Annotated in this window: 28 protein-coding genes; 27 read left to right on the top strand and 1 reads right to left on the bottom strand. The window is 48.4% G+C overall.

What is annotated here, in order from left to right:
• The first annotated feature begins 46 nt into the window (after positions 1-46).
• The 24 genes from fabD (at position 47) to B4V02_RS15405 (ending at position 22,613) form a co-directional block, all read left to right on the top strand.
• On the top strand, positions 47-988 hold the full coding sequence (gene fabD / locus B4V02_RS15520; RefSeq protein WP_094155476.1) for an ACP S-malonyltransferase: 942 nt from the start codon (positions 47-49) through the stop codon (positions 986-988).
• Positions 989-1,030: 42 nt separating this feature from the next.
• The gene (fabG, locus tag B4V02_RS15515; RefSeq protein ID WP_094155475.1) at positions 1,031-1,780 is read left to right on the top strand and encodes a 3-oxoacyl-[acyl-carrier-protein] reductase; all 750 of its coding nucleotides are present in this window, start codon (positions 1,031-1,033) and stop codon (positions 1,778-1,780) included.
• Between the two features lie 109 nt (positions 1,781-1,889).
• Positions 1,890-2,123 (top strand): acyl carrier protein, encoded by a 234-nt coding sequence (locus B4V02_RS15510; RefSeq protein ID WP_007429985.1) that lies wholly within the window; start codon positions 1,890-1,892, stop codon positions 2,121-2,123.
• Positions 2,124-2,342: 219 nt separating this feature from the next.
• Entirely contained in the window at positions 2,343-3,581 is a 1,239-nt protein-coding gene (gene fabF, locus B4V02_RS15505; RefSeq protein ID WP_094155474.1) for a beta-ketoacyl-ACP synthase II, read from the top strand.
• A 12-nt stretch (positions 3,582-3,593) separates the two neighbouring features.
• Positions 3,594-4,292 (top strand): ribonuclease III, encoded by a 699-nt coding sequence (rnc, locus tag B4V02_RS15500; RefSeq protein ID WP_007429987.1) that lies wholly within the window; start codon positions 3,594-3,596, stop codon positions 4,290-4,292.
• Positions 4,293-4,563: 271 nt separating this feature from the next.
• Positions 4,564-8,133 (top strand): chromosome segregation protein SMC, encoded by a 3,570-nt coding sequence (gene smc, locus B4V02_RS15495; RefSeq protein ID WP_094155473.1) that lies wholly within the window; start codon positions 4,564-4,566, stop codon positions 8,131-8,133.
• Positions 8,134-8,171: 38 nt separating this feature from the next.
• Positions 8,172-9,188: a signal recognition particle-docking protein FtsY gene (gene ftsY / locus B4V02_RS15490; RefSeq protein WP_094155472.1), complete on the top strand. Its 1,017-nt coding sequence runs from the start codon at positions 8,172-8,174 to the stop codon at positions 9,186-9,188.
• The gene (locus B4V02_RS15485; RefSeq protein WP_157739747.1) at positions 9,151-9,402 is read left to right on the top strand and encodes a hypothetical protein; all 252 of its coding nucleotides are present in this window, start codon (positions 9,151-9,153) and stop codon (positions 9,400-9,402) included. The genes ftsY and B4V02_RS15485 overlap by 38 nt, the downstream gene beginning before the upstream one ends.
• Entirely contained in the window at positions 9,396-10,046 is a 651-nt protein-coding gene (trhA, locus tag B4V02_RS15480) for a PAQR family membrane homeostasis protein TrhA (protein WP_094155470.1), read from the top strand. The genes B4V02_RS15485 and trhA overlap by 7 nt, the downstream gene beginning before the upstream one ends.
• A 175-nt stretch (positions 10,047-10,221) precedes the next feature.
• Positions 10,222-10,590 carry a putative DNA-binding protein gene (locus B4V02_RS15475; RefSeq protein ID WP_094155469.1) on the top strand — a complete coding sequence of 123 codons (369 nt, stop codon included), beginning with the start codon at positions 10,222-10,224 and terminating at the stop codon, positions 10,588-10,590.
• 52 nt (positions 10,591-10,642) lie between these two features.
• On the top strand, positions 10,643-12,019 hold the full coding sequence (ffh, locus tag B4V02_RS15470; protein ID WP_007429993.1) for a signal recognition particle protein: 1,377 nt from the start codon (positions 10,643-10,645) through the stop codon (positions 12,017-12,019).
• A gap of 65 nt (positions 12,020-12,084) precedes the next feature.
• A complete protein-coding gene (rpsP, locus tag B4V02_RS15465) occupies positions 12,085-12,357 on the top strand; it encodes a 30S ribosomal protein S16 (protein ID WP_007429994.1) in 273 nt (90 codons plus the stop codon).
• 23 nt (positions 12,358-12,380) lie between these two features.
• Positions 12,381-12,611, top strand: a complete 231-nt coding sequence (locus B4V02_RS15460; RefSeq protein WP_007429995.1) for a KH domain-containing protein — start codon at positions 12,381-12,383, stop codon at positions 12,609-12,611.
• Positions 12,612-12,707: 96 nt separating this feature from the next.
• Positions 12,708-13,223 carry a ribosome maturation factor RimM gene (gene rimM / locus B4V02_RS15455; RefSeq protein ID WP_094155468.1) on the top strand — a complete coding sequence of 172 codons (516 nt, stop codon included), beginning with the start codon at positions 12,708-12,710 and terminating at the stop codon, positions 13,221-13,223.
• Positions 13,223-14,041 (top strand): tRNA (guanosine(37)-N1)-methyltransferase TrmD, encoded by an 819-nt coding sequence (gene trmD / locus B4V02_RS15450; protein ID WP_094155467.1) that lies wholly within the window; start codon positions 13,223-13,225, stop codon positions 14,039-14,041. The genes rimM and trmD overlap by 1 nt, the downstream gene beginning before the upstream one ends.
• Positions 14,042-14,267: 226 nt before the next feature.
• Positions 14,268-14,612: a 50S ribosomal protein L19 gene (gene rplS, locus B4V02_RS15445; protein ID WP_007429998.1), complete on the top strand. Its 345-nt coding sequence runs from the start codon at positions 14,268-14,270 to the stop codon at positions 14,610-14,612.
• Between the two features lie 101 nt (positions 14,613-14,713).
• Positions 14,714-15,340 (top strand): signal peptidase I, encoded by a 627-nt coding sequence (gene lepB, locus B4V02_RS15440; RefSeq protein ID WP_094155466.1) that lies wholly within the window; start codon positions 14,714-14,716, stop codon positions 15,338-15,340.
• 87 nt (positions 15,341-15,427) lie between these two features.
• On the top strand, positions 15,428-16,288 hold the full coding sequence (gene ylqF / locus B4V02_RS15435) for a ribosome biogenesis GTPase YlqF (RefSeq protein ID WP_043890903.1): 861 nt from the start codon (positions 15,428-15,430) through the stop codon (positions 16,286-16,288).
• Between the two features lie 213 nt (positions 16,289-16,501).
• A complete protein-coding gene (locus B4V02_RS15430; protein ID WP_094155465.1) occupies positions 16,502-17,149 on the top strand; it encodes a ribonuclease HII in 648 nt (215 codons plus the stop codon).
• A 91-nt stretch (positions 17,150-17,240) separates the two neighbouring features.
• A complete protein-coding gene (locus B4V02_RS15425) occupies positions 17,241-19,361 on the top strand; it encodes a DNA ligase (protein ID WP_094155464.1) in 2,121 nt (706 codons plus the stop codon).
• The gene (locus B4V02_RS15420) at positions 19,358-19,657 is read left to right on the top strand and encodes an EscU/YscU/HrcU family type III secretion system export apparatus switch protein (protein ID WP_007430005.1); all 300 of its coding nucleotides are present in this window, start codon (positions 19,358-19,360) and stop codon (positions 19,655-19,657) included. Before B4V02_RS15425 ends, B4V02_RS15420 begins: the two co-directional genes overlap by 4 nt.
• Positions 19,657-20,040: a YraN family protein gene (locus B4V02_RS15415; protein ID WP_007430006.1), complete on the top strand. Its 384-nt coding sequence runs from the start codon at positions 19,657-19,659 to the stop codon at positions 20,038-20,040. Before B4V02_RS15420 ends, B4V02_RS15415 begins: the two co-directional genes overlap by 1 nt.
• A gap of 169 nt (positions 20,041-20,209) precedes the next feature.
• On the top strand, positions 20,210-20,761 hold the full coding sequence (locus B4V02_RS15410; protein ID WP_007430007.1) for a nitroreductase family protein: 552 nt from the start codon (positions 20,210-20,212) through the stop codon (positions 20,759-20,761).
• A gap of 115 nt (positions 20,762-20,876) precedes the next feature.
• Positions 20,877-22,613 (top strand): YifB family Mg chelatase-like AAA ATPase, encoded by a 1,737-nt coding sequence (locus B4V02_RS15405; protein WP_094155463.1) that lies wholly within the window; start codon positions 20,877-20,879, stop codon positions 22,611-22,613.
• 149 nt (positions 22,614-22,762) lie between these two features.
• On the opposite strand, the gene B4V02_RS15400 is transcribed toward B4V02_RS15405, so the two are convergent.
• On the bottom strand, positions 22,763-23,191 hold the full coding sequence (locus tag B4V02_RS15400) for an organic hydroperoxide resistance protein (protein WP_007430009.1): 429 nt from the start codon (positions 23,189-23,191) through the stop codon (positions 22,763-22,765).
• A 147-nt stretch (positions 23,192-23,338) separates the two neighbouring features.
• Here B4V02_RS15400 and B4V02_RS15395 point away from each other — a divergent pair, with 147 nt between their 5' ends.
• The 3 genes from B4V02_RS15395 (at position 23,339) to sucD (ending at position 26,283) form a co-directional block, all read left to right on the top strand.
• Positions 23,339-23,809 (top strand): MarR family winged helix-turn-helix transcriptional regulator, encoded by a 471-nt coding sequence (locus tag B4V02_RS15395; protein WP_007430010.1) that lies wholly within the window; start codon positions 23,339-23,341, stop codon positions 23,807-23,809.
• A 334-nt stretch (positions 23,810-24,143) separates the two neighbouring features.
• Positions 24,144-25,304, top strand: coding sequence for an ADP-forming succinate--CoA ligase subunit beta (gene sucC / locus B4V02_RS15390; protein WP_007430011.1), 1,161 nt, complete (start codon positions 24,144-24,146; stop codon positions 25,302-25,304).
• A gap of 49 nt (positions 25,305-25,353) precedes the next feature.
• Positions 25,354-26,283: a succinate--CoA ligase subunit alpha gene (gene sucD, locus B4V02_RS15385; RefSeq protein WP_007430012.1), complete on the top strand. Its 930-nt coding sequence runs from the start codon at positions 25,354-25,356 to the stop codon at positions 26,281-26,283.
• Positions 26,284-26,444: the final 161 nt, after the last annotated feature.

The raw sequence follows: 26,444 nt of genomic DNA, 5'->3' as shown, positions 1-26,444 counted from the left end.
TGGTATTTTACAGGATAAGCATTGGATATAGAGAGGTGCATACAAGATGGGCAAAACGGCATTTATATTTCCCGGTCAGGGTTCACAAGCTGTAGGTATGGCTAAAGACGCTTATGAAGCGATTCCAGCTGCAAAAGAGGTATTCCGTCAAGCGGATGAGCGATTGGGTTTCGCGCTAAGCACATTGATTTTTGAAGGACCGGATACTGCCTTGAAGCAGACTTCAAATACGCAGCCTGCGCTGCTAACGGCGAGCATTGCGTTGCATGAAGCGTTCAAGGAAACAGGAATCCGCCCTGATTATGTGGCTGGACACAGCCTTGGGGAATACAGTGCGCTGGTGGCTTCCGGTGTCCTCGCATTCGCGGACGCGGTTGAGATCGTACGTGCACGTGGCGAGTTCATGGAGCAGGCCATACCTGATGGACAAGGCGGAATGGCTGCTGTGCTGGGAGCTGACCGTGAAGCGCTGGCAGCATTATGCCGTGATATTACGGAGGCTGGTCATCTGGTTGAACTGGCCAATATCAACTGCCCCGGACAAATCGTCGTATCTGGCACGAAGGAAGGCGTAGCTGCGGTGGCTGAACGCGTGAAGGAAGCAGGCGGCAAGCGCGCTATTACTTTGGAGGTCAGCGGTCCTTTCCACTCCTCATTGATGAAAGAAGCGGCAACCAAGCTCTCCGGCAAGCTGGAGGCTGTGGCCTTCTCTGAAGCTCAAGTTCCGGTTGTGGCTAATGTAACGGCAAAACCTGTGTGTGAGGGGAACGAAATTCGCCAGCTGCTTGTGGATCAGGTCTATTCCCCGGTGCTGTGGGAAGACAGCGTGGCGTGGCTGCTGGAACAGGGTGTTGACACCTTTATTGAGTTCGGACCTGGAAGTGTTTTAACCGGATTGGTTAAAAAGATCGACAAAACGGTTAAGCTGTATAATATAAACAGCCTGGAGTCGTTTGCTTCTGTAGCAGAGGCCTTGGAGGCCCGCTAAAAGGTTTAGTGATTGCCTATATACTTGCAAGGAGGTACTATGATGTCTAAGCCATTAAGTGGAAAAACGGCGTTGGTTACGGGAGCGTCGCGAGGAATTGGTCGTAGTATCGCGCTGGCGCTGGCTGAAGCAGGCGCTAATGTGGCGGTAAACTATGCTGGCAGCGAAGCGGCTGCGGCTGAGGTTGCAGAGCAGATTCGGGCCAAGGGCGTGGAAGCTATTACGGTTCAGGCTAATGTCGGTCGTGCTGATGAGGCGGATCGTTTAATCAAGGATGTCATCGACGCTTGGGGCAAGATTGACATCCTGGTGAATAATGCCGGGATAACAAGAGATAATTTAATCATGCGCATGAAGGAAGAAGAGTTCGACCAGGTGATCGAAACGAATCTGAAAGGTGTGTTTAATTGCCTCAAGGCAGCTACACGGCCTATGATGAAGCAGCGTTCCGGTCGAATTATCAATATCTCTTCTGTTGTCGGTGTACTTGGCAATGCAGGTCAAGCAAACTATGTAGCTGCTAAAGCAGGCGTGATTGGTCTTACTAAATCCTCTGCTAAAGAGCTTGCTTCAAGAGGCATTACAGTCAACTGTGTAGCACCCGGATTCATCGATACGGACATGACGCAGGTGCTGGCTGACGATTTGCGTGATAGTATGCTTGGCAGTATTCCGCTGGCCCGTCTCGGACGGCCTGAGGAAATTGCGAACGTGGTGCTGTTCTTGGCCTCGGACGCTTCCTCATACATGACGGGCCAGACTTTGCATGTGGATGGCGGCATGTACATGTAGTGACGTGTTGCCAATCCGCATGCCGTGATGAAGAGTAATGAATGAAAACTCTCTTCTATGGCATTTTAATTGTAATTTTCGTATAATACCTAAGGAGGAGGTGAGCCGGATGTCCGACGTATTGGAGCGCGTAAAACGCATTGTCGTTGACCGTTTGGGAGCCGACGAAGCCGAAGTTACACTTGAAGCATCTTTTAAAGATGATTTAGGCGCTGATTCTCTCGATGTAGTTGAATTGGTTATGGAATTGGAAGATGAGTTTGATATGGAAATCTCTGATGAAGATGCAGAGAAAATTACAACTGTAGGTGAAGTTGTAAAGTACATACAATCTCATACCTAATTCATGTCAACAAAGTCCCGTTCTGTTACAGGCGGGACTTTCTCCTAATTATACAGATTGAACTAAAGACGGAATTGCCGTGTATTTTGAGCTTGACCTAACTTAGTAAAAGCTGAAGATGATGCGGCATTACTAACTTTAGTTGATTCTATATTATTTCTGCGCACAAAGCGTGCGACCTTAAAATACAATTTGCAGTAGACATAGAGGTGATTATCTTTGAAACAACGAGTTGTCATAACAGGAATGGGTGTAATCACTTCGCTGGGACAGGATTTGAACACACTGTGGGATAATCTGATGGCTGGAAAATCTGGTATCAGCGCAATCGAAGCTTTCGATACAACTGAGTACCCTACGAAAATAGCCGCTTCCGTTAAGGATTTTAATCCAGAGGATTACATTGAACGCAAGGATGCACGTAAAATGGACCGCTTTGTACAGTTCGCGGTTGCAGCCAGTAAACTGGCGCTTAAGGATAGCGGACTTGTTATCGGAGAGAATGCGGAAGCCGAGCGTGTAGGTGTATCTGTAGGTTCTGGTATTGGCGGATTGGGTACTTGGGAGGATCAGCATCATACATTAATCGAAAAGGGACCTAAACGCGTAAGCCCTTTCTTTATCCCGATGATGATTGCCAATATGGGCTCCGGCCAAGTATCCATTTCACTCGGTGCCAAAGGACCCAATACATCGCCAGTAACGGCTTGTGCCACAGGCAGTCATGCCATCGGTGATTCCTACCGTATGATTCAGCGTGGTGATGCTGACGTCATGATTTGTGGCGGTGCTGAGGCGACGATTCGCCCGATCGGTATGGCTGGATTTTGTTCCATGCGGGCGATGTCCACACGCAACGATGAACCTGAAAAGGCGAGCCGTCCTTTTGATACGGAAAGAGATGGATTCGTGATGGGCGAAGGCTCTGGTGTTCTGATTCTGGAATCGTTGGATCATGCTTTGAAGCGTGGTGCACGTATTTATGGCGAAGTGATTGGCTACGGTCTTTCTGGCGATGCCCATCATATGACGGAGCCTGATCCAGAGGGTGCGGCGCGCTGTATCAGAATGGCGATCCGCGATGCTGGATTGAAGCCGGAAGAGATTGATTATATCAACGCTCACGGTACGTCGACTCCGGTGGGTGATAAATCGGAAACGGAAGCAGTCAAGAAAACGCTTGGAGAGCATGCTTATAAGGTAGCAATCAGCTCGACCAAGTCAATGACAGGGCATCTCTTGGGTGCAGCGGGCGGCGTTGAAGCCGTAATCTGTGGTCTTGCCCTTCAGCATCAGACGATTCCGCCTACGATTAATCTGGATAATCAAGACCCGGAATGCGATCTTGATTATGTGCCTAACAAGCCAAGAAAAGCGGAACTGAATGTGGTTATGTCCAATTCCTTTGGGTTTGGCGGTCACAATGCTACGGTTATTCTAAAAAAATATGAAGCGTAAGGGGTCAGTTCGTTGAGTGGAGACTTGAAGCAATTACAGCAGAAACTTCATATTCAATTCAACAATCGGCAGCTTCTAAAGCAGGCCTTTACGCACGCTTCCTACGTAAACGAGCATCGATTCAGTCAGCATGCAGACAATGAGCGCCTTGAATTTTTAGGTGACGCTGTGCTGGAGCTGACTGTATCCGAGCAATTGTACAATCAATACCCTAACCGACCCGAAGGCGAACTGACCAAGCTGCGCGCAGCTATTGTCTGCGAGCCTTCTCTGGTGAAGTTTGCTGTCGGGCTTGAGTTCGGGCAATATGTACTGCTTGGAAAAGGTGAAGAGCTGACGGGCGGACGTACTCGTCCCGCTTTGCTCGCCGACGTGTTCGAGGCGTTCGTAGGCGCGCTTTATTTGGATCAGGGTCTGGAGGCCGTCCGGTCGTTTCTGGAACGTTATATTTTTCCTCAAATTGTGTTAAATGGCAAGCTCCAGATGAGTGATTTTAAAACAGAGCTTCAGGAACTGACACAGCATCATAACATGGGGATGCTTGAATACAGGATTGTGGAGGAGCGCGGACCTGCCCATGAGCGCGAGTTTGTAGCCGAGGTATATATGGACAGCGAACGGCTGGGGGCAGGTACAGGACGCTCCAAAAAAGAAGCTGAGCAGCAAGCGGCGGCAGTGGCTTTAAACCGTTTGAAACTGGCTGAATCGTAATCGGTACCTGTGCGGCCCGGACGGGTTACGCAAGCAGGGGACACAAAGTAAGAGCAAAGGGCAGTCCGCGGGGGAGTCCCGGCCCGCAAAGGCGAATGGACTGCGTTTTGCTCTTTTTTCGTGGCTTGGCTGCAGTGCGTTGAACGTCGATGTTGAACGTCGGTAGTGTGCTTTATCCAAAGTAGTCTTGTGCTACAATAGGGATAATTCATGCCCATCAGGTAATCGGTGTTGTACAAGCATATTTGAAATGTTAGAGGTGAAATTGAGCATGTTTTTAAAGCGCATTGAGCTGGCGGGCTTCAAATCGTTTGCAGATAAAACGGAAATGGAATTTGTCCGCGGCATTACGGCAGTCGTCGGGCCTAACGGAAGCGGAAAAAGTAATATTTCCGATGGCATTCGCTGGGTGCTGGGCGAACAGAGCGCCAAATCACTGCGTGGCGGCAAAATGGAGGATATTATTTTTGCTGGCAGTGATGCTCGCAAGGCTGTTAATTATGGCGAAGTATCGCTTACGCTGGATAATGAAGATCAGGCGTTGCCTCTGGATTTTGGCGAAGTCACGGTAACTCGCCGTGTGCACCGGAGTGGCGATAGTGAATATTTCATTAACCGACAGTCATGCAGACTTCGGGATATTACCGAGTTGTTTATGGATACAGGGATTGGTAAAGAGGCTTACTCCATTATCGGGCAAGGGCGCATTGAAGAGATTTTGAGTACCCGATCCGAGGACCGTCGAGGTATTTTTGAGGAAGCATCGGGTATCGTAAAATATAAATCACGTAAAAAAGAGGCAGTCCGCAAGCTGGATGACACGGAGCAAAATTTGCTGCGCATTCACGATTTGGTCAGCGAGCTGGAGGATCAAATCGGCCCGCTTAAGGAGCAATCGGAAAAGGCGATTCATTATAAAGAGCTGCGTAGTGAGTTGAAATCAAAAGAGATTTCGATGTACGTCCATCAAATTGAACAAATTCATACTTCGTGGAGCGATGCGACTTCCAAGCTAGCCTTGCTGCAGCAGGAGCAGCTTCAGTTGTCTACGGTGGTATCCCGCCACGACGCGATGCTGGAGAGTGAGCGTAATGAATTGCGTCAGCTTGAGGAGCAAGTCGAGCGCCTGCAAAGTGATTTGCTGCAGTACAGTGAGGCTACAGAAAAGAGCGAGGGCTACGGTGAATTGCTGAAAGAGCGTACACGCAATCTGCAGGCTAACCGGGAACAGCTTATTCTATCGCTCAGCACGAGCGAGGCAAGGCATTCCGATCGCAAAAATGAACTGGATCAGCTGAATGAAAAGCTGTCTGCATTAATTGTAGAGCTTGAAGAGCTGCGTGCGAGGCTATCTGATGAAGAGGCCAAGCTGATTGGCGTCACAGGCGGCATCAGCCAGGAGCAGGAGGAAAGCCTTAAAGGTAACCTGCTGGAGCTGATGAACCAAATGGCACAGGCGCGCAACGAAATCCGTTATACCGACCAGCAGAAGGAAGCGCTTGAGCGGCGGGTGAACCGTGTAAGTGACGAATCCGGTAAATGGGAAGCACAAAAAGTCGAGCTGGATCAGCGCAAAAAGGGATTGGAAGCTGCTATTCAGAAGCTGGGACAGGAAATCAGTAGTCTGCGCAGTGGGTATATTCAGGGGAGTGAAAAGTACCAGGCGCTGCAAAAGCTGCTGGAAGAAAGTCAAGGCACCATTCGTAAATGGGAACAAAAACGTGAGGCGCAAATTTCACGCCGAGATACGATGAAGGAAATGCAGGATGACTTTGACGGCTTTATGCTGGGTGTCAAGGAAGTATTGAAGGCTGCGCGCAAAGGAACCTTGCACGGTGTACACGGAGCGGTGGCGGAGCTGATTCGGGTGCCTGAGCATTTGGAGCAGGCGATGGAAACGGCTTTGGGCGCTTCCGTACAGCATATCGTCATGGAAAATGAATCGGTATCCAGACAGGCGATCAGTTTTTTGAAGCAGCGTCAATTGGGTAGAGCGACTTTTTTGCCTATGGATGTCATTCGACCGCGCCAAATCGGTGCGGGGGAGCGCCAAATTGCGGAAAGTGCTGAGGGCTTTATCGGAATCGGTGCGGATCTTGTTCAGTATGATGAGCGGTATGCCGGAATTGTAGGCAGCCTCTTGGGGAATGTGGTCATAGCGTGTACGCTGGAAGATGCGAACCGGATTGCCGCCCGTTGCCAGTATAGATATCGTGTCGTGACGCTGGAAGGCGACGTTGTCAATGCAGGTGGTTCCATGACTGGTGGTAGCCAGTTTAAGAAAAATGCCAATCTGCTTGGGCGCAAACGTCAGCTGGATCAGCTGGATCAAGACATTTTAGATACGGAGCAGCAAATTGCGAGATTGCGTCAAAGCGCCGTGGATACCAAACGCCAGCTGGAGGAGACACAGACCCGTTTGGAGGAGCTGCGTCAGGCCGGAGATGTGAAGCGCGGCGAAGAGCAGCAGACCGCAATGGAGCTCAAGCAGCTGGAGCATGAACTGCGTCATGTGTTGGAACAGGTGGCTGCGTCTAGTCAGGAGAAAAAGGGCTTCGACCAGGAGATAAAAGAGTTGGAAACTGCACGTGAAGAAGCGTTGGCCAAGTTGGCTGCGCTGGAAGAGGAAGAGAAGAAAACCCATCAAGCCATCCACGCTGCCGAATTTGCTCGTAAAGCCAACGAATCTGCCAAAGAGCAGCTGCAAGGTGAACTTACCAATCTCAAGGTTAGAGAAGGTAAGCTGGATCAGGAGCGCTTTTCATTGGAAGAGCAGCTGCGCAGATTGCGTGGAGATTATGATACTCTTGGCAAGGATTCGAGACAGAATAAAACCCTGCTGGCTTCCATCGAAGCTGATCTGCTGACCAATGAGCAGGAGAGCGTAAAGCAAATTGAAAATCTCAATCAATACCGTTTGAAAAAGGAAGAAGCCTCGCAGCAGTTGGAGTTCAAGCGGGCTGCACGCAGCAGCTTGTCCAAAAAGCTGGAATTGGCCGAGAACGAGACAAAAGAGCAGCGAATCCAGCTTAAATCGGTTGAAGAGCAGCTTCGTCAAACGGAAATTGGAGTGAATCGGCTTGATGTAGAGCTGGAAAATGTGCTCAAAAAATTAAGCGATGATTATGAACTCAGCTACGAGCTGGCCAAGCAGCGCTACCCGGTGCCGGAGGATATTGAAGGTACGCAGGCTGAAGTGCAAAGGCTCAAACGCGGTATTTCCGGGCTGGGCGAGGTCAATCTGGGTGCGATTGAGGAATATCAGCGTGTGCATGAACGTTATACGTTTCTCGATGAGCAAAAATCTGATCTGGTGGAGGCCAAAACCACGCTCTATCAGGTTATTCGTGAAATGGATGATGAAATGTCCAAACGTTTCAAATCTACGTTCGATGCCATTCGGCGTGAATTTGGTACGGTTTTCTCCAAGCTGTTCGGAGGCGGACGGGCTGATCTGGTACTGCTTGACCCGGAACGCCTGCTGGAGACGGGAATTGACATTGTAGCTCAGCCACCGGGCAAAAAACTGCAAAACTTGCAGCTGCTGTCGGGCGGTGAGCGGGCGTTAACGGCGATGGCGCTGCTGTTTGCCATTTTACATGTTAAACCTGTTCCATTCTGTGTGCTCGATGAAGTAGAGGCCGCATTGGACGAAGCCAACGTGGTGCGTTTTGCACAGTATTTACGGGAATTCTCGGAGCAGACACAGTTCATTGTAGTTACTCACCGCAAGGGCACAATGGAAGAATCCGACGTGCTGTACGGGGTTACGATGGAGGAAGGCGGGGTTTCCAAGCTCGTATCTGTCAAGCTGGACAGTGACGAAGCCGAGATTGCCTGATATCCAATAACATACTTTCAAGTCAACGGAGGGAACTTATGAGTTTCTTTAGAAAATTAAAGGAAAGCATTGCAAGCAAAACAGAATCCGTCACAAAACAGTTCAAGGACGGCCTGGAAAAAACAAGAAAAGGATTTGTTGAAAAAGTAACGGATTTGATGATTCGTCGCAAAAAGATTGATGAGGAGTTTTATGAGGAACTGGAGGAAATTCTGATCGGAGCGGACGTAGGTGTCAACACGGTGATGAACCTCATTGAAGACCTGCGGGTAGAAGTGAAAAAACGCAAAATCGAGGATGCATCCGAGCTTCAGCCTGTATTGTCGGAAAAGCTATCCGAGCTGCTGAGAGGCAATGACAATAGTCAGCTCCAAATGAGCTCTAACGGCATTACAGTCATACTATTCGTCGGGGTCAACGGTGTCGGCAAAACAACAACGATCGGCAAGCTGGCTCACCGTTTTAAACAAGAGGGTAAAAAAGTGCTGCTGGCTGCCGGAGATACGTTCCGTGCCGGTGCGATTGAACAGCTGGAGGTATGGGGTCAACGAGCAGGTGTGGAGGTTATCAAGCAGCAATCCGGTTCCGATCCGGCTGCGGTTATGTATGATGCCGTACAGGCTGCAAAGCAGCGTCAGGTAGATGTTTTGCTGTGTGATACTGCAGGACGTCTTCAGAATAAAAGCAATCTGATGGAGGAGTTGAACAAAATTTTCCGTGTTATCCAGCGTGAAATCCCGGACGCTCCTCACGAAGTGCTGCTGGTACTTGATGCCACGACCGGACAGAATGCACTGAACCAGGCCAAGCTGTTTGGAGAGAAAAGCGGCGTAACCGGGCTGGTGCTGACGAAGTTGGATGGTACAGCAAAGGGCGGAATTGTTGTAGCAATCCGCCAAGAGTTGAATTTGCCTGTTAAGCTGGTGGGCTTAGGCGAAAAAATGGATGACCTTCAACCGTTTGATTCTGAGCAATTCGTTCATGCATTGTTTGCGGGCTTGATTCAGGAAGAGGCTGGTGAAGCAACTGCTGCTGGAGAGGAAGAGCAGCGCTGATTTAGGTTGTACAGGATGGCCTGGAAGTTTGGAGGATGTCTTGCAATCGCCTAGTCTATCAGGCTCGGGGCTTGGACTTGGCCTGTTGCTGCTCGAGGTGGTGGAGATATATATCGTAGAGATATATAATGAGAGCAACGGGTCTGTCGATGTCGGATATATATTTTTGTATATAAAAAAAATTACAGAAAGCCGGGTGAAGAACCGATGGTGAACACCTATACTTATTCCCGACGGGAGGAAGTAGCCAACGCCATTACACATGGAATTGGAGTCGTTTTAAGTGTGGCGGCGCTTGTGCTGCTCATTGTTTTTTCCAGCTTAAAAGGGACAGCTTGGCATGTCGTCAGCTTTACGATTTATGGGATAACCATGCTGCTGTTGTACACCAATTCCACGTTGCTTCATAGCCTCCGTGAAGGGAAATTGAAGGATTTGTTCGAAATATTCGATCATTCTTGCATTTACCTGTTCATTGCAGGCAGCTACACCCCGTTTATGCTTGTTGCATTGCGAGGGACTTTAGGCTGGACGCTGTTTGGAGTGGTATGGGGAATCGCTTTGGTCGGTGTGCTGTTCAAGGCGTTCTTCACCAAACGCTTTCTGTTCATGTCCACCGTGTTTTACATTGTGATGGGCTGGCTCATCATCATTGCCTGGAATCCTCTGGTGGCGGTAGTCCCGGCTGGAGGGATGACGTTATTGTTCGTAGGTGGTCTTCTGTACACGTTGGGCACGATTTTCTATGTATGGCGGGCATTCCCGTATCATCATGCAATCTGGCATCTGTTTGTTTTGGCAGGCAGCATACTTCATTTTCTGGCAATTCTGCTGTATCTTACTCCAGTCAGGGTTTAAGGAACAGGAAGAAAAAAGTCGATCTGTAATTCCATTCAAGGGTTGTGGATCGGCTTTTTTTTGGTTGACAAGGGATAACGCTTGACATCTTCTTTTCTTTTATGTATGATAAGGAACGTTGAAAAGAACTGTAAAGTGTTTTTCCTTGACGATGGAGGCAATGGAGGTATTGGTGATGAGTCAGGAGAATCGGCTGGAAAAGACAAACCGAATTAACCGACTGTTTGACTTCTATGAACCTCTGCTTACGGAGAAGCAACAGATGTTTTTGAAATATTACTTCCATGATGATTTTTCTCTGGGAGAAATTGCTTCGGAATTTGAAATTAGCCGTCAGGCAGTGTATGAACATATTAAACGTGCTGAACAGGTACTGGAAATGTATGAGGAAAAGCTTGGATTGCTGAGCAAGCATGAACGCAGAAGCCAAGATCTGAAAGAGCTAAATGCAGCGTTGCAGGAGGCATTCGGTAAGATGGGCGAGCCCCATGAAGGCACTCTGCTGCATGTTCATCAAATTGTAAATCGCCTGCAGGAATTGTAGGTCATATAAATGAGTAAATAAACAACCCTGGTAGACAAGGAGGTGCGAAAGTATGGCATTTGAAGGATTATCGACTCGCTTGCAAAATGTATTCAGTAAACTGCGCGGCAAAGGGAAAGTGTCTGAGGATGATGTAGCTCAGGCGATGCGTGAAGTACGATTGGCTTTGCTTGAGGCGGACGTTAACTTCAAGGTTGTAAAGGACTTTATTGCCAAGGTGAAAGAGAAGTCCGTTGGTAAGGAAGTAATGGACAGCTTTACGCCAGGTATGGTCATTATCGACATCGTGAACAAGGAATTGACCGAGTTGATGGGTGGCAGCCAGGCCAAGCTTGCCAAAGCTAACAAGCCGCCTACAGTCATTATGATGGTGGGTCTCCAGGGTGCAGGTAAGACGACGACGTCTGGCAAACTGGCGAAGCTGCTGCAAAAGCAAAATCATCGTCCGTTGCTTGTAGCTGGTGATATCTACAGACCGGCCGCGATCAAGCAGCTCCAGATTCTCGGCGAACAGATCAATGCACCTGTATTTACCCTCGGAGATCAGACAAGCCCGGTGGAGATTGCAAAGCAGGGTCTGCAGCATGCCAAGGATAACGGTAACGATTACGTTATTATAGACACTGCTGGTCGTCTTCATGTTGATGAAGAACTCATGGAAGAGCTGCGCCAGATTCATGCTAACGTCAAGCCGGACGAAGTTCTGTTGGTGGTAGATAGCATGACGGGGCAGGACGCAGTTAACGTTGCAGAGCACTTTAACAGTAGCCTGGAGCTAACGGGGGTTGTACTGACGAAGTTGGATGGCGACACTCGTGGTGGTGCGGCCTTGTCAGTTAAGGCTGTGACGGGATGCCCGATCAAGTTTGCTACACTGGGTGAAAAGCTGGATGCGATGGAGCCGTTTCATCCGGAACGGATGGCTTCACGGATTCTGGGTATGGGCGATATGCTGTCCCTGATTGAAAAAGCGCAGTCCAATATCGACGCTGACAAAGCGAAGGAAATGGAACGGAAAATGCGCAATGCCGAGTTTACTTTCGAAGATTTTCTGGAGCAGATGGATCAGGTTAAAAAGCTTGGCCCGATTGATCAGATTCTTGATATGATTCCCGGTATGGGCAACATGAAGCAAATGAAAGATATCAAAGTGGATGATAAGCAGATGGGCCGTATTGAGGCTATCGTGCATTCAATGACCACACAGGAGAAACAAAACCCGGACATGATTAATCATAGTCGGCGCAAACGGATTGCTGTAGGCAGTGGAACGTCGTTGGCTGAGGTAAATCGTTTGATTAAACAATTTGACGAAATGCGCCGTATGATGAAGCAGTTCTCAGATATGATGGGGCCTAAAGGCGGCAAAAACAAGGCTCTGAAGCAGTTGAAAGGTATGGGTAAGGGCTTGAAGTTTCCTTTCCGTTAAGGCTCTTGGGCCGTTGGAATGAAGGATAACATATACAGTCTACTTTTTGAAGGAGGTGAATTTTCGTGGCAGTTCGTATTCGTCTGAAACGTATGGGTGCACATAAAGCTCCTTTCTATCGCGTCGTGGTATCTGATTCCCGTTCCCCGCGTGACGGTCGTTTTATCGAAGAAATCGGTTATTACAACCCTATTACAGTACCAGCGGTTGTAAAAATTGATGAAGATAAAGCGCTGAAATGGTTGCAAGATGGTGCACAAGCATCCGACACTGTTCGCAACTTGCTTAGCAAAGCGGGTGTGATGAAAAAGTTTCATGAGCTTAAAACACAGAAATAAGGTGCTGATACGGAGGGTCAACCATGGAAGAATTAGTGATAATCATTGCTAAGGCTTTAGTCGATCATCCGGATGATGTAACCGTGAAGACCTTGGAGAAGGATCGGCTTGTTGTATATGAGCTTAGTGTGCATCCTGAGGATGTAGGTAAAGTCATTGGCAAGCAGGGTCGTATCGCCAAGGCGCTTCGCACTGTGGTTGCATCAGCAGCCGTTAAGATGGATAAACGGGTTACCGTAGACATCATATCTTAAAGATATACGAAAGTGGGTTAGGATGTATGTCCTAACCCTTTTTCGTACATGATGAAGATGATATGGAGCGGACCGATTATGTGCAGGAGGAACACGATGCAGCAATTGTTTAATGTCGGGAAAATTGTGAATACCCATGGAATTCGCGGCGAGCTTAAAATATTAACGACTACTGATTTTCTAGAGGATCGTTTTGCCAAAGGCAGCGAGCTATTGATTGTTCCGGCGGATGGTAAAGCACCGGTTCCCGTAACTGTCGAGACAGCGCGTTTTCAAAAAAATATGGTCATCGTCAAATTTAAGGAATATCACAATATCAATGATGTTGAAAAATACAAAGGTACTTTGTTGAAGGTATCTGCTGAACGTCTAGGCGAGCTAGAAGAAAATGAATTCTATTTTCATGAAGTTATCGGCCTGGAAGTCATTACAGAAGACGGAGAAAAGCTTGGTGTGGTTAAAGAAATTTTGACTCCGGGAGCCAATGATGTATGGGTAATCAAAATGCCTAATGGCAAGGAACTGCTATTGCCATATATAGAGAGTGTTATTTTGAATGTAAACGTGCGTGAAAAGCGGGCTACGGTACGGTTGATGGAAGGACTGCTATAATGCGGGTGGATGTGCTGACCCTGTTTCCTGAAATGTTTGATGGTGTATTTAGTGCAAGTATTCTGGGAAAAGCAAGGGATAAGGGAATAGTTTCACTGCAAGCGGTTAATTTTCGCCAGTATGCCGGTAACAAGCATGGACAGGTAGATGATACGCCCTATGGCGGTGGGGGCGGGATGGTATTAAAGCCCGACCCTATTTTTGCCGCGGTGGAAGCGTTGTTGGATGAATCAGAGCGTCCCATATTAGAGGCTGCCGATGGAGTCGTCCATCAAGAGAAGAGCGAAGGAAACGCTGATTTGAAAGCTCCGCGTATCATTTTGATGTGTCCACAAGGTGAGACCTTTACGCAAAAGAAAGCGGAGGAGCTGGCCCGAGAGGACCATCTTATTTTTATATGCGGACATTATGAGGGCTATGATGAGCGGATTCGCGAGCATTTGGTGACGGATGAGCTTTCTATCGGCGATTATGTACTGACTGGCGGAGAGCTGCCAGCGATGACTGTTATTGATAGTGTGACACGGCTGCTGCCGGGAGTGCTGGGCAATGAAACAAGTGCAATTACAGACTCATTTAGCACGGGGCTTTTAGAGTACCCGCATTATACCCGGCCTGCTGAGTTTAGGGGCTGGAAAGTGCCTGATGTGCTGCTGTCAGGGCATCACGTTAATATTGATGCATGGAGAAGACAGGAGGCATTGCGCCGTACGTTGGAACGCCGACCTGACCTGCTGGAGAAGGCTGAGCTGACAGGCAAGGAGCGCGCGTGGATTGAGGAGCATTGCAAACCGGACTGTTCGGAGAACAAGCGTTAAAGTGCTTTAGTCATAAGTGGATTTGAAAGCAGGTAGCAACCTGTTCTATAATGAAGTCAAATTAAATAAATGTTTGGTCAAATCCCTTTTTGTTGTTGCAATACGGTAACCTCCATGATACAATAATTCTGTTGTGTGTAATACGGTGGTCCTCTGTGGATGATGAAGGAAACGGATGTGTTTCCAGAAGAAACATGAACACCTGTACGGAAGGAGGGAGTCATAGATGAATATCGTCCAAGCGATCACTGAAGAACAACTGCGTAAGGATCTGCCTAACTTTCGTCCTGGTGACACTTTGAAAGTGCACGTGAAAGTTATCGAGGGAACTCGTGAGCGTATCCAGTTGTTTGAAGGTGTAGTAATTAAGCGCCGTGGTGGTGGAATCAGTGAGACTTTTACAGTTCGTAAAATTTCTTACGGTGTAGGTGTGGAAAGAACTTTCCCGCTTCATTCCCCAAAAATCGATAAAATCGAAGTGGCTCGCCGTGGTAAAGTGCGTCGTGCGAAGCTTTATTATCTTCGTGAACTGCGCGGTAAAGCAGCGAGAATTAAAGAAATTCGTCGTTAATACAACGAATAACGAAAGGGGCTTGGTTACAAGCTCCTTTCGTTTTTTCTACGTACATAGGGAACTGTGGATTATTGACCGTAAAGAGAGGACAGTGAGCTATGGAGCAAGAAGTAGGACAAGGAGCTGTGCAGCAGCCAACCGATCAGGATGGTACGCCCAAGCGTAAACCAAAAAATGAAATTTTTGAGTGGCTAAAGGCCATCATTATTGCGTTAGTGCTTGTCTTTTTAATCCGTTGGCTTCTCTTTAAGCCGTTTATTGTGGATGGACCGTCGATGCAGCCTAACTTTCATACGGGAGAACGTGTCATTGTAAATGAGATTTTATATGATTTTCGTGACCCTAAACCGGGTGAAGTGATTGTGTTCCATGTTCCGGAGGAAGGAAGAGACTTCATCAAGCGCGTCATTGCCGTTGCGGGTGATACGGTCAAGGTAGATGGTGACACGATTACAGTGAATGGCAAGCCGATTCAGGAACCTTATCTCAAGGCTCCTTTGGCAGAAGCGCATCAAAATGGCGAGCTTTACAACAAATTTACCAATTTTCCAAATGAGAAGTTTAAGGATGGAAAAGTTCCGGCAGGGCATATTTTTGTTATGGGCGATAACCGTTCCAATAGCACAGACAGCCGGATGATTGGATATGTTGATTTGAAGGAAGTCGTGGGCCGGGCTGACGTTATTTTCTGGCCAGCGAAGGATATGAAGTGGATTAACCACTAAAACAACTAATATGCAGCATAGCTGCCGTAATTCTCTGGCGGAGCCTAAAAGGCAAGGGCAGGAATTGCGATCAATGAGGTGATGACGGTGACGATTCAATGGTTTCCTGGTCATATGACCAGAGCGCGCCGCCAAATTGAAGCAAAATTAAAGCTGATTGATTTGGTAATTGAGCTGATTGATGCTCGATTGCCGCTTTCGAGCCGAAATCCAATGATTGATGATATTCTGCAAGGAAAGCCGCGAATGATTATTTTGAATAAGGCAGATTTGGCGGACCCGGTAGTATCGCAGCAGTGGATTGCCTATTTTAAGGAGCAGGGCCATGTAGCCTTTCAGGTGGATGCTACGACAGGGACAGGGATGAAGGAAATTCCGGTTCAGGCCAAGCTGTTGCTTAAGGAAAAAATAGATCGGCAGATTTCCAAAGGAATGAATCCGCGTCCTATACGTGCTTTGATTGTCGGTATTCCGAATGTCGGCAAATCGACACTGATCAACCGAATGGCAGGACGTAATATTGCAGCTACAGGTGACCGTCCGGGGGTAACGAAGGCACAGCAGTGGATCAAGACCGGAGAAATTGAGTTGCTGGATACACCGGGCATTTTGTGGCCTAAATTTGAGGATCAGAACGTTGGCTATCGTCTGGCAGTTACAGGAGCGATCAAGGAAGAAATTCTGAATGTAGAGGATATCGCCTTTTTCGCAACAAAATATTTTGTCCAATATTATTGGGATGCCATGGCAGAGCGTTTTGAGCTTACCGAACGTCCTGAGGATACAGAAAATCCCGATGATGTTGTCAGCGTTATGGAGGCTATCGGACGTAAACGTGGCTGTATTGTTAGTGGCGGACGTGTAGATCTCGAAAAGGCGTCAAAAATTATTTTGCGCGAGCTGCGTGCAGGGAAGCTGGGACGTTTTAGTTTGGAAGCCCCTTACTGATTGTGGTCGGTGTGCCCAAGACAGAACATAGCAAATTGCGGCAAGGAAGAACCTTCCCCATCTCTCCGGAGAGGAGGAAGGTTCTTTGTTATGTGTTTTGGTATGTAAAGGTAGGTAGAAAAGGGTTTTGGACGGTGCGGGTCTGTGGTAAGCTGAATTACATCATACAGAGCTACGGCATGTAAACTACATATGGATGGGCAGGTATTGAGGATGGAAGACAAAGAGGTAGTGGTGAAGGACATGCTGCATTATGAAAAAAAGTGCTGGGAGCAATCCTGCGAGCGAATCGCTGGTATTGACGAGGTAGGCCGAGGCTGTTTGTTCGGGGATGTCGTGGCTGCAGCCGTTATTTTACCAGTAGGTGAGCTGCTGGAGGGCGTGGATGATTCCAAAAAACTGACGGACAAGAAGAGAGAAGCATACTACGAGTTGATTATGGAGAAGGCCATTGCTGTAGGAGTAGGCTATGTAAATGCGCGGACGATTGATGAGATCAATATTAAACAGGCAGCTCGTTTGGCTATGAAGCAGGCTATTGAGGCTCTGTCTGTATCTCCTGATTATTTGCTTGTGGATGCTGAGAAGGTGGATGTCCCCATTCCTCAGCTGTCCATCATTAAGGGAGATGCGAACAGCCAATCTATTGCGGCGGCTTCTATTATCGCGAAGGTTACCCGTGATCGGCTGTGCAGAGGCGAATGGGATGCAAAGTATCCTGAATACGGAATCGGTATACATAAAGGCTATGCTACTAAGCTGCATAGGGAACAAATTTTGGCGCTAGGACCTACGGAGATGCATAGACGCAGTTTTTTGGGCAATTTGCTGACAGAGCAGCCGACGCTGTTTGATCTGTAAAGCCTTATTACGAAACGGGACTATGCCGATATAATGTATACCCAATAAAATAGACCCTTTTGATAGAGGGATGAAGGAGAGGAGGGGCGATATGAACATCGGATCTGTATTTCGTGGATTACTTGGTGATGTGAAGGCGGGAGAGGTCAAAAAGCTCGATATGCAGCCAGGTCAAGTCGTAAGGGGCGTCGTATTAAAGGTGTCTGAGGACGGTGGTGAGGCTGTGCTGCAAATACAAGGCTCTCAAGTCAGGGCAAAGCTGGAAACCCCTCTTCAGCCTGGACAGACTACAACATTTCAGGTACAACCGGCTTCGCCCAGTGGAATGACGGTGCTTAAACCTTTGAACGATGCAGCTAATGCACCACAGCAAACCGTAGCTCTCGCAGATGTATTGGAATCGGTGGGACTGCCGGATACAGTTCAGAACAGAGCGCTTATCCAGGCCATGCAAAAAAATGGTGTGCCATTGACATCGGAAAATGCCTCTTCTTTGCAAAATGCCTTGGCAAAGCAACCTGGCAATGTAGAATTAGGAACGTTTGTACAGGCGGCGGCGGTTGCTTTTCAGCGGGGACTTCCATTGACGGCTGAAAGCATTAACGGCTTGCGGCAAGCGATGTTTGGTCCTCCTTTAAATAATTTGCTGTCATCGCTGGAGCAGGAGCTTGAAACGGTATTAAAGCAGCTAGGACAAGGAGCAACATCTACAGACCAGCCAGTGAGGGAAGCAACAGCGGTAAAGGGAGCTGACCAAGCATCAGCTAGTTCAGCAGGTGCTTCCAGCACAGGGATAGCAGATGCACCGGAAGCCCAGGCCCCTGTATTGTCCAAGGATGCCTCTGCTGCTGCTAAGCAGGCAGAAGCCGGACAAGCAGCAGGAGGCAAGGAATTGCTGAAAGGGACTCAAGCAGCCAACCTTGCTGCTGCTGCGGGGAATGAAGCGGATGCTGTGGCTACTGAACCGGATGCTCCGACCGGGGCTGTAGCTCGGGCGCTAGGGACTGCTCCAGAAGAAGCGGAGGCAGCTAAGGGGCGTGGAGCGACAGTTGCTTCGGACGCTGGCGCAAATGCGCCTGAATCGGGCGCTGACGCATTAAGCGGCTCCCGTGCCAAAGCGGAACAGCCGGGTGTCACGACAGCCACGCAGCTTAAGGATGCTGGTGGCGCTTCAGCAGCGGCAACGACAGAGGCTACCGACGTGAAGCCAGCGGCAACCGCTGCTACAGCTGAACGCGCAGCTGCACAGCCGGCTGGCGGCCCTGTGCCGCAATCCGCGGCGGGCAACGCCGCTGCGGCAGAGGCACCGCTCCAGCGGCTGCGCACGCTGCTGCAAGAGCTGCGCGCAGCCGTGCCTCCTGCGCTGGGCACGGCTGCGCCGGAGCAGCCCGCGGCGGAAGCGTCGCAGCTGGCCGCGAGCGCTCCGCGGGCTACAGACACCGCTGCTTCGCAGCCCGCGGCGTCTGTAGCGTCCAGCACGCAGCTCACCCCCACGGAGGCCGCGTGGGTGGGCCGCGTGCTAAAGCTGCTCGGTGCAGAGCACGAGCAGCAGGTACACCGCGCGGCTGCACAACCCGCGCAAGGGGCGGCGGCAGCTTCGAAGCCGCCGGAGGGAGCGCCGCAGCCGCTGCCGGGGTTAGCAGCTGCGGCAGGCGGCACGGTGTCGGCAGATGCAGACACCGTAAAAGGGGCGCTGCTCCAGCTGATGAGCAGCGATGACCTGCCACCCGCTTTGAAAGAGGCGGCCCAGCAGGTCGTACAGCACCTGACGGGTCAGCAGCTGCTGCTAAATACCGATCGCACGGCCCCTTTTGCACAAGTACACATGTTTATTCCGTTTGTCGGACCGGACGGTCGTGAAACAGCTACCATTCAGATTCAGTCTCGTCGTGGCAAACGAGGGGAGCTGGATTCATCCAATTGTCGTCTTTGGTTTGATCTGGACATGAAGGGGCTTGGACCGACGTTGGTGGACGTACAAGTCGTGGACCGAATTGTGAGTCTCAAGCTCCATAATGATCAGGAGTGGGTCGCTTCGCTGTTAACCAGCGGACGTGAATCCCTAAATACGGCTTTGGAGTCATTAGGATACCAGCTTCTATCGCTTCGTACCGAGTCTATGCCGATTAGGACTGAACCGGACAGCACCGTTTCTTCTGAGGTACAAAGCTATGTACCTCAGCCGTATAAAGGAGTCGATCTTAAAATATGAAAGAGCCGTTGGAAGCTCCCTCTCCTTCCAGGAAGAAGGCAGTCGCCCTCAAATATACGCCCGGTGAGAACGAAGCCCCGATTGTCGTTGCCAAGGGGAGCGGCCGCGTTGCGGAAAGCATTTTAGAAAAAGCCAAAGAGCATGGTGTTCCTGTACAGGAGGATGCCGCGCTGGTTGAGGTATTGTCCAAGCTGGATTTGGACGAGCAAATTCCGGCAGAGCTCTATCATTTGGTAGCAGAGGTGCTTACCTATATATATCAAATGGACAGGCTTGCTCCGATGGATGACAGGTGATGGGAAATGAAATGAGGACCGGAGGCAAGGATCGACGGAAAGCTAAAGGGACGATGGGTGAACAGGCAGCGGCTTTATTTTTGGAGGAGCTGGGTTATCAAATCATAGCGCGTAATTGGCGTTGCCGCAGTGGTGAACTGGATTTGATTGCCAAGCAGGAGGACACACTTGTGTTTATTGAAGTACGTAGTCGAAGCAGCTCCAAGTATGGAACGCCAGCAGAATCGGTCACCGCGCGTAAAATAACCCAGGTTCGCCAAACAGCCTCCGTATATTTGCATATGAACGGGATTGGAGATGCTCCAATTCGTTTTGATATGCTTGCTGTACGATTAACCGACGAAGCGGCTGTTGTTACGGACCATTTCATCAATGCGTTTTAAAATGGGATTTAAAAAGAGCGAGAACCTTTTTGAAGGGAAGCAAGCGAACTGAATTTCTATATGTACAGGTTGACAGGAAGGAAAGCTAAAGGTATATTTTATTGATAATGGTTATCATTTTCATCATATAATGGACATTTGGAAGTTGTACCTATGAAGGAGGATATACGTGACAAAGCAAACCTTTAGTGAACATGTCATAGATGTAATTCAGGAACGTCGCACCATTAAAAAATTCAAAGCTGATTCCATTCCGGTAGACACCATCAAAGAACTGTTGGACGTTGCTGTATGGGCCCCTAATCATAAAATGCGTGAACCGTGGCGTTTTTTGTTGTTTGCTGGTGAAGGACGGAAAAAGCTTGCAGAAGCCATCGCAGCCGATGTGGGCAAGGATAACAAGTTTGAGAGCGGTATTTTGCACAACCCCATTCAGCTTTTAGTTGTACTGGAAGAAGATCCGCGTCAAGCGGTTTGGGATGAAGATTTTGCAGCAGTCAGCGCTCTTGTGCAAAACTTTATGCTTGCTGCATGGAGTAAGGGAATCGGAACGTTTTGGGTGACAAAACCATTTTTGTACTCGCCTAAATTCCGTGAACCCCTGGGAATTCAACCGGGTGAAAAGGTAATTGGGATGATATATGCAGGCTATCCTGAGGTCATTCCTGAACCAAGGCCACGTACATCGGCAGCTGATAAGCTGACCCTGTTTGACAAATAATCTGTGGTCAGATAATCTTAATTAAGGCTTATGAAAATTTGGAAGCACCTTTTTTCATATATGCAATGATTCCTTTTGGGAGACATTTCAGTATGAGGAGAGGTGCTTTTTTGTTATGTATGGAAAATTACACGGAGCTTGTCTGTATGGAATAGATGGTGTCCTGATTGAGGTGGAGACGGATTTGTCCAATGGCCTGCCTCAGACTGCCATTATCGGATTGCCCGATTCGGCGATTCGGGAAGCCGTGGAGCGCGTACGGGCAGCAATCAAGAATTGTGGCTTCAAATATCCGTCCCAGCGTGTAACGATAAATTTAGCCCCTGCTGATTTGCGGAAAGAAGGCTCATCTTTTGACCTTGCTATCGCTTTAGGGCTGCTGACAACCAGTGGACAGGTTGTTCTACCAGATGGGGAACGGACACTGTTTATTGGCGAGCTGGCGCTGGATGGCAGCATTCGACCTGTGAACGGAGTGCTATCCATGGTGGATCTGGCAAAGCGAGAAGGGTTTCATTCGGTGCTGCTTCCTGAGGAAAATGCGAGGGAGGCCCGTCTGATCACAGATATACGTATTTACGCTATTCGTCATCTGACAGATCTCATTCCGGTTAAAGATCATGCACAATACACTGGTGGAGAGCAACCGACCGATCTAAGTTCTAATCCTGTACCTCTTCCAGCTTACGATCAGTCCATGAACGAAGTCGCAAATCAGATGATAGATTCTGTCTCCAATACAGCTATGAATCACACTGCAAAGCCTAGTCAAGAAAAGCATACAGCTAGACAACAGGTCATAATCCATTCCTATGACCATTTAACTCAGGCAGAGCATGTACCGCTGCGTGAGGAAAAAGAGATCATCAGCAGCATGGAGGATTATAGCGATGTGCTTGGTCAGCTGCACGCCAAACGTGCGTTGGTTATCGCTGCGGCTGGAATGCATAATATCCTTCTTATGGGACCACCAGGTGCCGGAAAAACGATGCTTATCCGCAGGCTGCCTTCCATCCTGCCGCCCTTGACTGAAAAGGAGGCACTAGAAGTGACTAAAATATACAGTGCCGCCGGGAAGTGGAAGGAGTCATCTCCCCATCTGATGAACATTCGACCATTTCGTTCTCCTCATCATACGATTTCTGCTGCTGGGTTGGTGGGAGGGGGAGGTATACCCAAGCCGGGAGAAATCAGCCTTGCCCACCGGGGAATTTTATTTCTGGATGAGCTGCCTGAGTTTAGCCGCCATGTGCTTGAGGTGCTGCGTCAGCCGCTGGAGGACCGCAATGTTACAATCAGCCGTTCGCGTGCTGTTTTTAAATATCCGGCGCACTTTTTGCTTGCTGCCTCCTTAAATCCATGTCACTGTGGCTTTTTCGGCAGCGATATGGAACATCAGCGCTGTACCTGTTCACCTGCGGCTGTAACCCGCTACCGTTCGCGTATTTCCGGTCCGCTGCTGGATCGGATTGATCTCCAACTTGAAGTATCGCAGCCGAAGGATTGGCGAGAGGAAAAAGAATCCCTGTCGTCGGCTGAAATGCGAAGGCAGGTGCTGGCTGCACAAGCGATACAAATCCATAGATACGGCAAGCTTCCCTTTTCATGGAATAGTGAATTGTCCGGGCAGATGCTGCGTAAATATGCGGTATTGGAACAAAACGCGGCTAAGCTGCTCAATCAGACGATGGATGCACTTGGTTTAAGCATGCGCGCATATGATCGAATTCTAAAGCTGTCTCGCACGATTGCGGACTTAAATGAGTCAGAAAAAATCAAGGCTTCGCATGTTGCTGAAGCTATTCAATATCGCAATATGGACAGGACTAGCGCCAATCTTCTCGAGGGCTGATATGAAATAAGGGCAAAAAAAAGCTCCAGACGCAAAGTTCTGGAGAAGAAAAAAAGATTATGACAATGTGATTATACTATGAGTATATCACTTTCGTATATACGATTATGCATCATCTACCATGTTACTTGTTGGAAGGTATAGTAGTTTTACAGGACGTTCAGCTTCACTTCAATATTTCCGCGGGTAGCGCGGGAGTATGGACATTGCTCATGTGCACCTTCCACCAGTTTTACTGCTGTCTCATGATCTACACCTTTTACCAGTACGTCCAGATTTACTCCAATTCCGAAGCCGCCGTCTTCCACTTTACCTAATTGGACTGTGGCTGTTACTTCAGTACCTTCGTGCTTAACGCGTTGCATACGGGCAACCATATTTAAAGCACTGTCAAAGCAGGCGGAATATCCTGCAGCGAACAATTGCTCGGGATTCGTTCCTGCACCGCCTGCGCCACCCATTTCTTTTGGCATATCAATATTTAAACGAAGCTCAGGGGAGGAAGACTCGATATAACCGTTACGTCCACCAACCGTTTTTACTGATGTTTCATACATTTTTTGTTGAATGGTCATCATAATTCAATCACTGCCTCTCGCTCAATTTATATTTTATACAATTTAATTTAACAAAATAATTATTGTTTGTAAAGTATTTTGTGCAATTAGCATGTATTTTGCTATATAATGTGCTAAAATAGTGACGAAAGTAGGTGATCTGACAACATGGACCATAGTCATAACGAAGGTGCAGCATTAAAACTTGATAACCAGTTATGTTTTGCCATATATGCGTGTTCGAGAGAGATTACGAAGCTGTACCAGCCTTATCTTGATAAGCTTGGTGTGACGTATTCACAGTACCTGGTGCTAATCGTGCTCTGGGAGCGTGAAGAATGTACGGTGAAGGAATTGGGTGAAGCGTTGTACCTGGATTCCGGTACACTGACTCCGCTATTAAAGAGATTGCAAAATGCCGGATTGATTGATCGCAAGCGTTCGACTCAGGATGAGCGCAAAGTGCTGATTTCTCTGACGACAGAGGGAAGTGCATTACGAGAAAAAGCTCTATCTGTACCAGGATGTATTCAGGAAAAAACGAGTATGACCCAAGATCAATTTGGTTCGCTTCTGCTGCAGTTCAATGATCTGCTGGACCGTGTCCATCAAGCGAATGTGAAGATTGAAAAATCATAATAGGCACTTTCAGTTACGCTACAATCTGATTGCCCAAGTCGTTCTTGGCTGAAAAAAGAATGCCTGATGACATAAAGTGCCTCTCGTGGTGGGTTGTAACTCCATTCTGAGAGGTGCTTTTTTGCGTACCATTGTATAAAAATGTATCAAAAGTAAATACCCATTAATATCCAAACATTCGATTTTGGGAATGATAATGATATCAAAATACTGTAATTCATGAGGTTAAATTATAAGGAAAGCGTTTTAAAAACATGTTACAATGATGTAGGTTTAGTATAGATTTCCTTGTGAACCGCCCTTGTTGCAGTCATGTTGATAGGAGGATTCCAGAATGAATATCCATGAATATCAGGGTAAAGAAGTATTAAAGCAGTACGGAGTGGCTGTACCGAACGGTAAGGTTGCCTATACGGTGGAGGAAGCCGTTGCTGCGGCAGAATCGCTTGGAAGCGCTGTTACGGTGGTAAAAGCACAAATTCATGCTGGTGGACGCGGTAAAGCGGGTGGCGTGAAGGTAGCCAAAGGCTTGGAAGAGGTGCGAACTTATGCCTCTGAAATTTTGGGAAAGGTGCTGGTGACGCATCAGACCGGACCTGAAGGTAAAGAAGTCAAACGCCTTTTGATAGAGGAAGGCTGCGACATTCGTAAAGAATATTACGTCGGCGTTGTTGTAGATCGTGCAACCGGACGTATCGTGATCATGGCCTCGGAAGAAGGCGGTACGGAAATCGAAGAGGTAGCTGCGGCTACTCCAGAGAAGATTTTTAAAGCGGTCGTTGATCCAGCGATTGGGCTTCAGGTGTATCAGGCTCGCAAGCTGGCTTATGACATTAACATTCCTAATGAGCAGGTAAACAAAGCGGTCAAATTTATGCTGGCGTTGTACGAGGCTTTTGTGGACAAGGACTGTTCGATTGCAGAAATTAATCCCCTAGTCGTTACAGGTGATGGAAATGTACTGGCACTGGATGCCAAACTGAATTTTGATTCTAATGCGTTGTTCCGCCACAAAGATATTTTGGAATTGCGCGATTTGGATGAAGAGGACGAGAAGGAAATTGAGGCATCCAAATACGATCTAAGCTATATTGCCCTCGACGGAAATATTGGCTGTATGGTCAATGGTGCAGGCTTGGCGATGGCAACCATGGATATTATCAAATATTACGGTGGCGATCCGGCCAACTTCCTGGACGTAGGGGGCGGTGCGACGACGGAAAAGGTGACCGAAGCGTTTAAAATCATTTTGGCCGATCCGAAGGTAAAAGGTATTTTCGTGAACATTTTCGGCGGGATTATGCAGTGTGACATCATTGCGAACGGCGTTGTGGAGGCTGCCAAGCAGTTGGGGCTGACTCGTCCGCTTGTTGTCCGTCTCGAAGGGACGAATGTCGAGTTGGGCAAGCAGATTTTAGCGGAATCCGGGTTAAATATCGTGGCTGCCGATTCCATGGCGGATGGCGCCCAAAAAATCGTTGAACTTGTTCAATAGCCTGTTTGCATTCCGATATGCCGAATAAACGATAGGGGATGTGAAGATCGTGAGTATTTTGGTCGATAAGCATACAAAGGTGATTACACAGGGGATTACGGGAAAAACGGCGTTGTTTCACGCCAAGGGTGCGCTTGATTACGGCACACAAATGGTAGGAGGCACCTCTCCGGGCAAAGGCGGCACAGAGGTGGAAATTACGCTGGAGAACGGACAACAGGTTAAGCTGCCGGTGTTTAACACGGTGAGTGAAGCAAAAGAAGCTACGGGTGCAACAGCAAGCGTGATTTACGTGCCGCCGGCTTTTGCAGCGGATTCCATTTTGGAAGCTGTGGATGCGGAGTTAGACCTCGTAATTTGTATTACCGAGGGTATTCCGGTGCTGGATATGATCAAGGTCAAACGTTTTATGGAAGGTAAAAAGACGGTTCTGATCGGTCCGAACTGTCCGGGTGTTATTACGCCGGGTGAGTGTAAAATCGGCATCATGCCTGGTTACATTCATTTGCCAGGTCATGTAGGTGTTGTGTCACGTAGTGGTACGTTGACCTATGAGGCAGTGCATCAGCTGACAACCCGGGGCATAGGACAATCTTCTGCGGTCGGTATTGGCGGTGATCCTGTTAAAGGCTCGGAATTCATTGATATTTTGCGGCGCTTCAATGAGGACCCCAAAACTCACGCTGTTATTATGATCGGGGAAATCGGTGGTACAGCCGAGGAGGAAGCTGCCGAGTGGATTCGGGATCATATGACCAAGCCGGTGGTTGGTTTTATCGGCGGTGTGACTGCACCTGCAGGCAAACGAATGGGGCACGCAGGCGCCATTATTTCCGGTGGAAAAGGGACAGCCAAGGAGAAAATTGCTACGCTTGAAGCCTGCGGGATCAAGGTAGCACCGACTCCTTCCGAAATGGGCTCGACGCTGGTGAGTGTGCTGGAGGAACGCGGTATTCTGAATTTGTGTACGACACATTAAGTCGTGTTTCTACATTAATATACAGGCTGTAAATTAAATCGAAATTTGCTGCCTTTTAGTGTATAATGAAAGAAAGGTAAGCAACCTTTTTATCTTCTGTAACAGGGGATGAAAAGGTTGCTTTTTTTGCGTTGAGACAGGTTTGTCAGGGAAACGCTTGC

It is taken from the genome of Paenibacillus kribbensis, assembly GCF_002240415.1.
Classification (GTDB): domain Bacteria; phylum Bacillota; class Bacilli; order Paenibacillales; family Paenibacillaceae; genus Paenibacillus; species Paenibacillus kribbensis.
The sequence above is the reverse complement of the archived record's forward strand: the minus strand, read 5'-3'. Positions and strand labels throughout refer to the sequence as shown.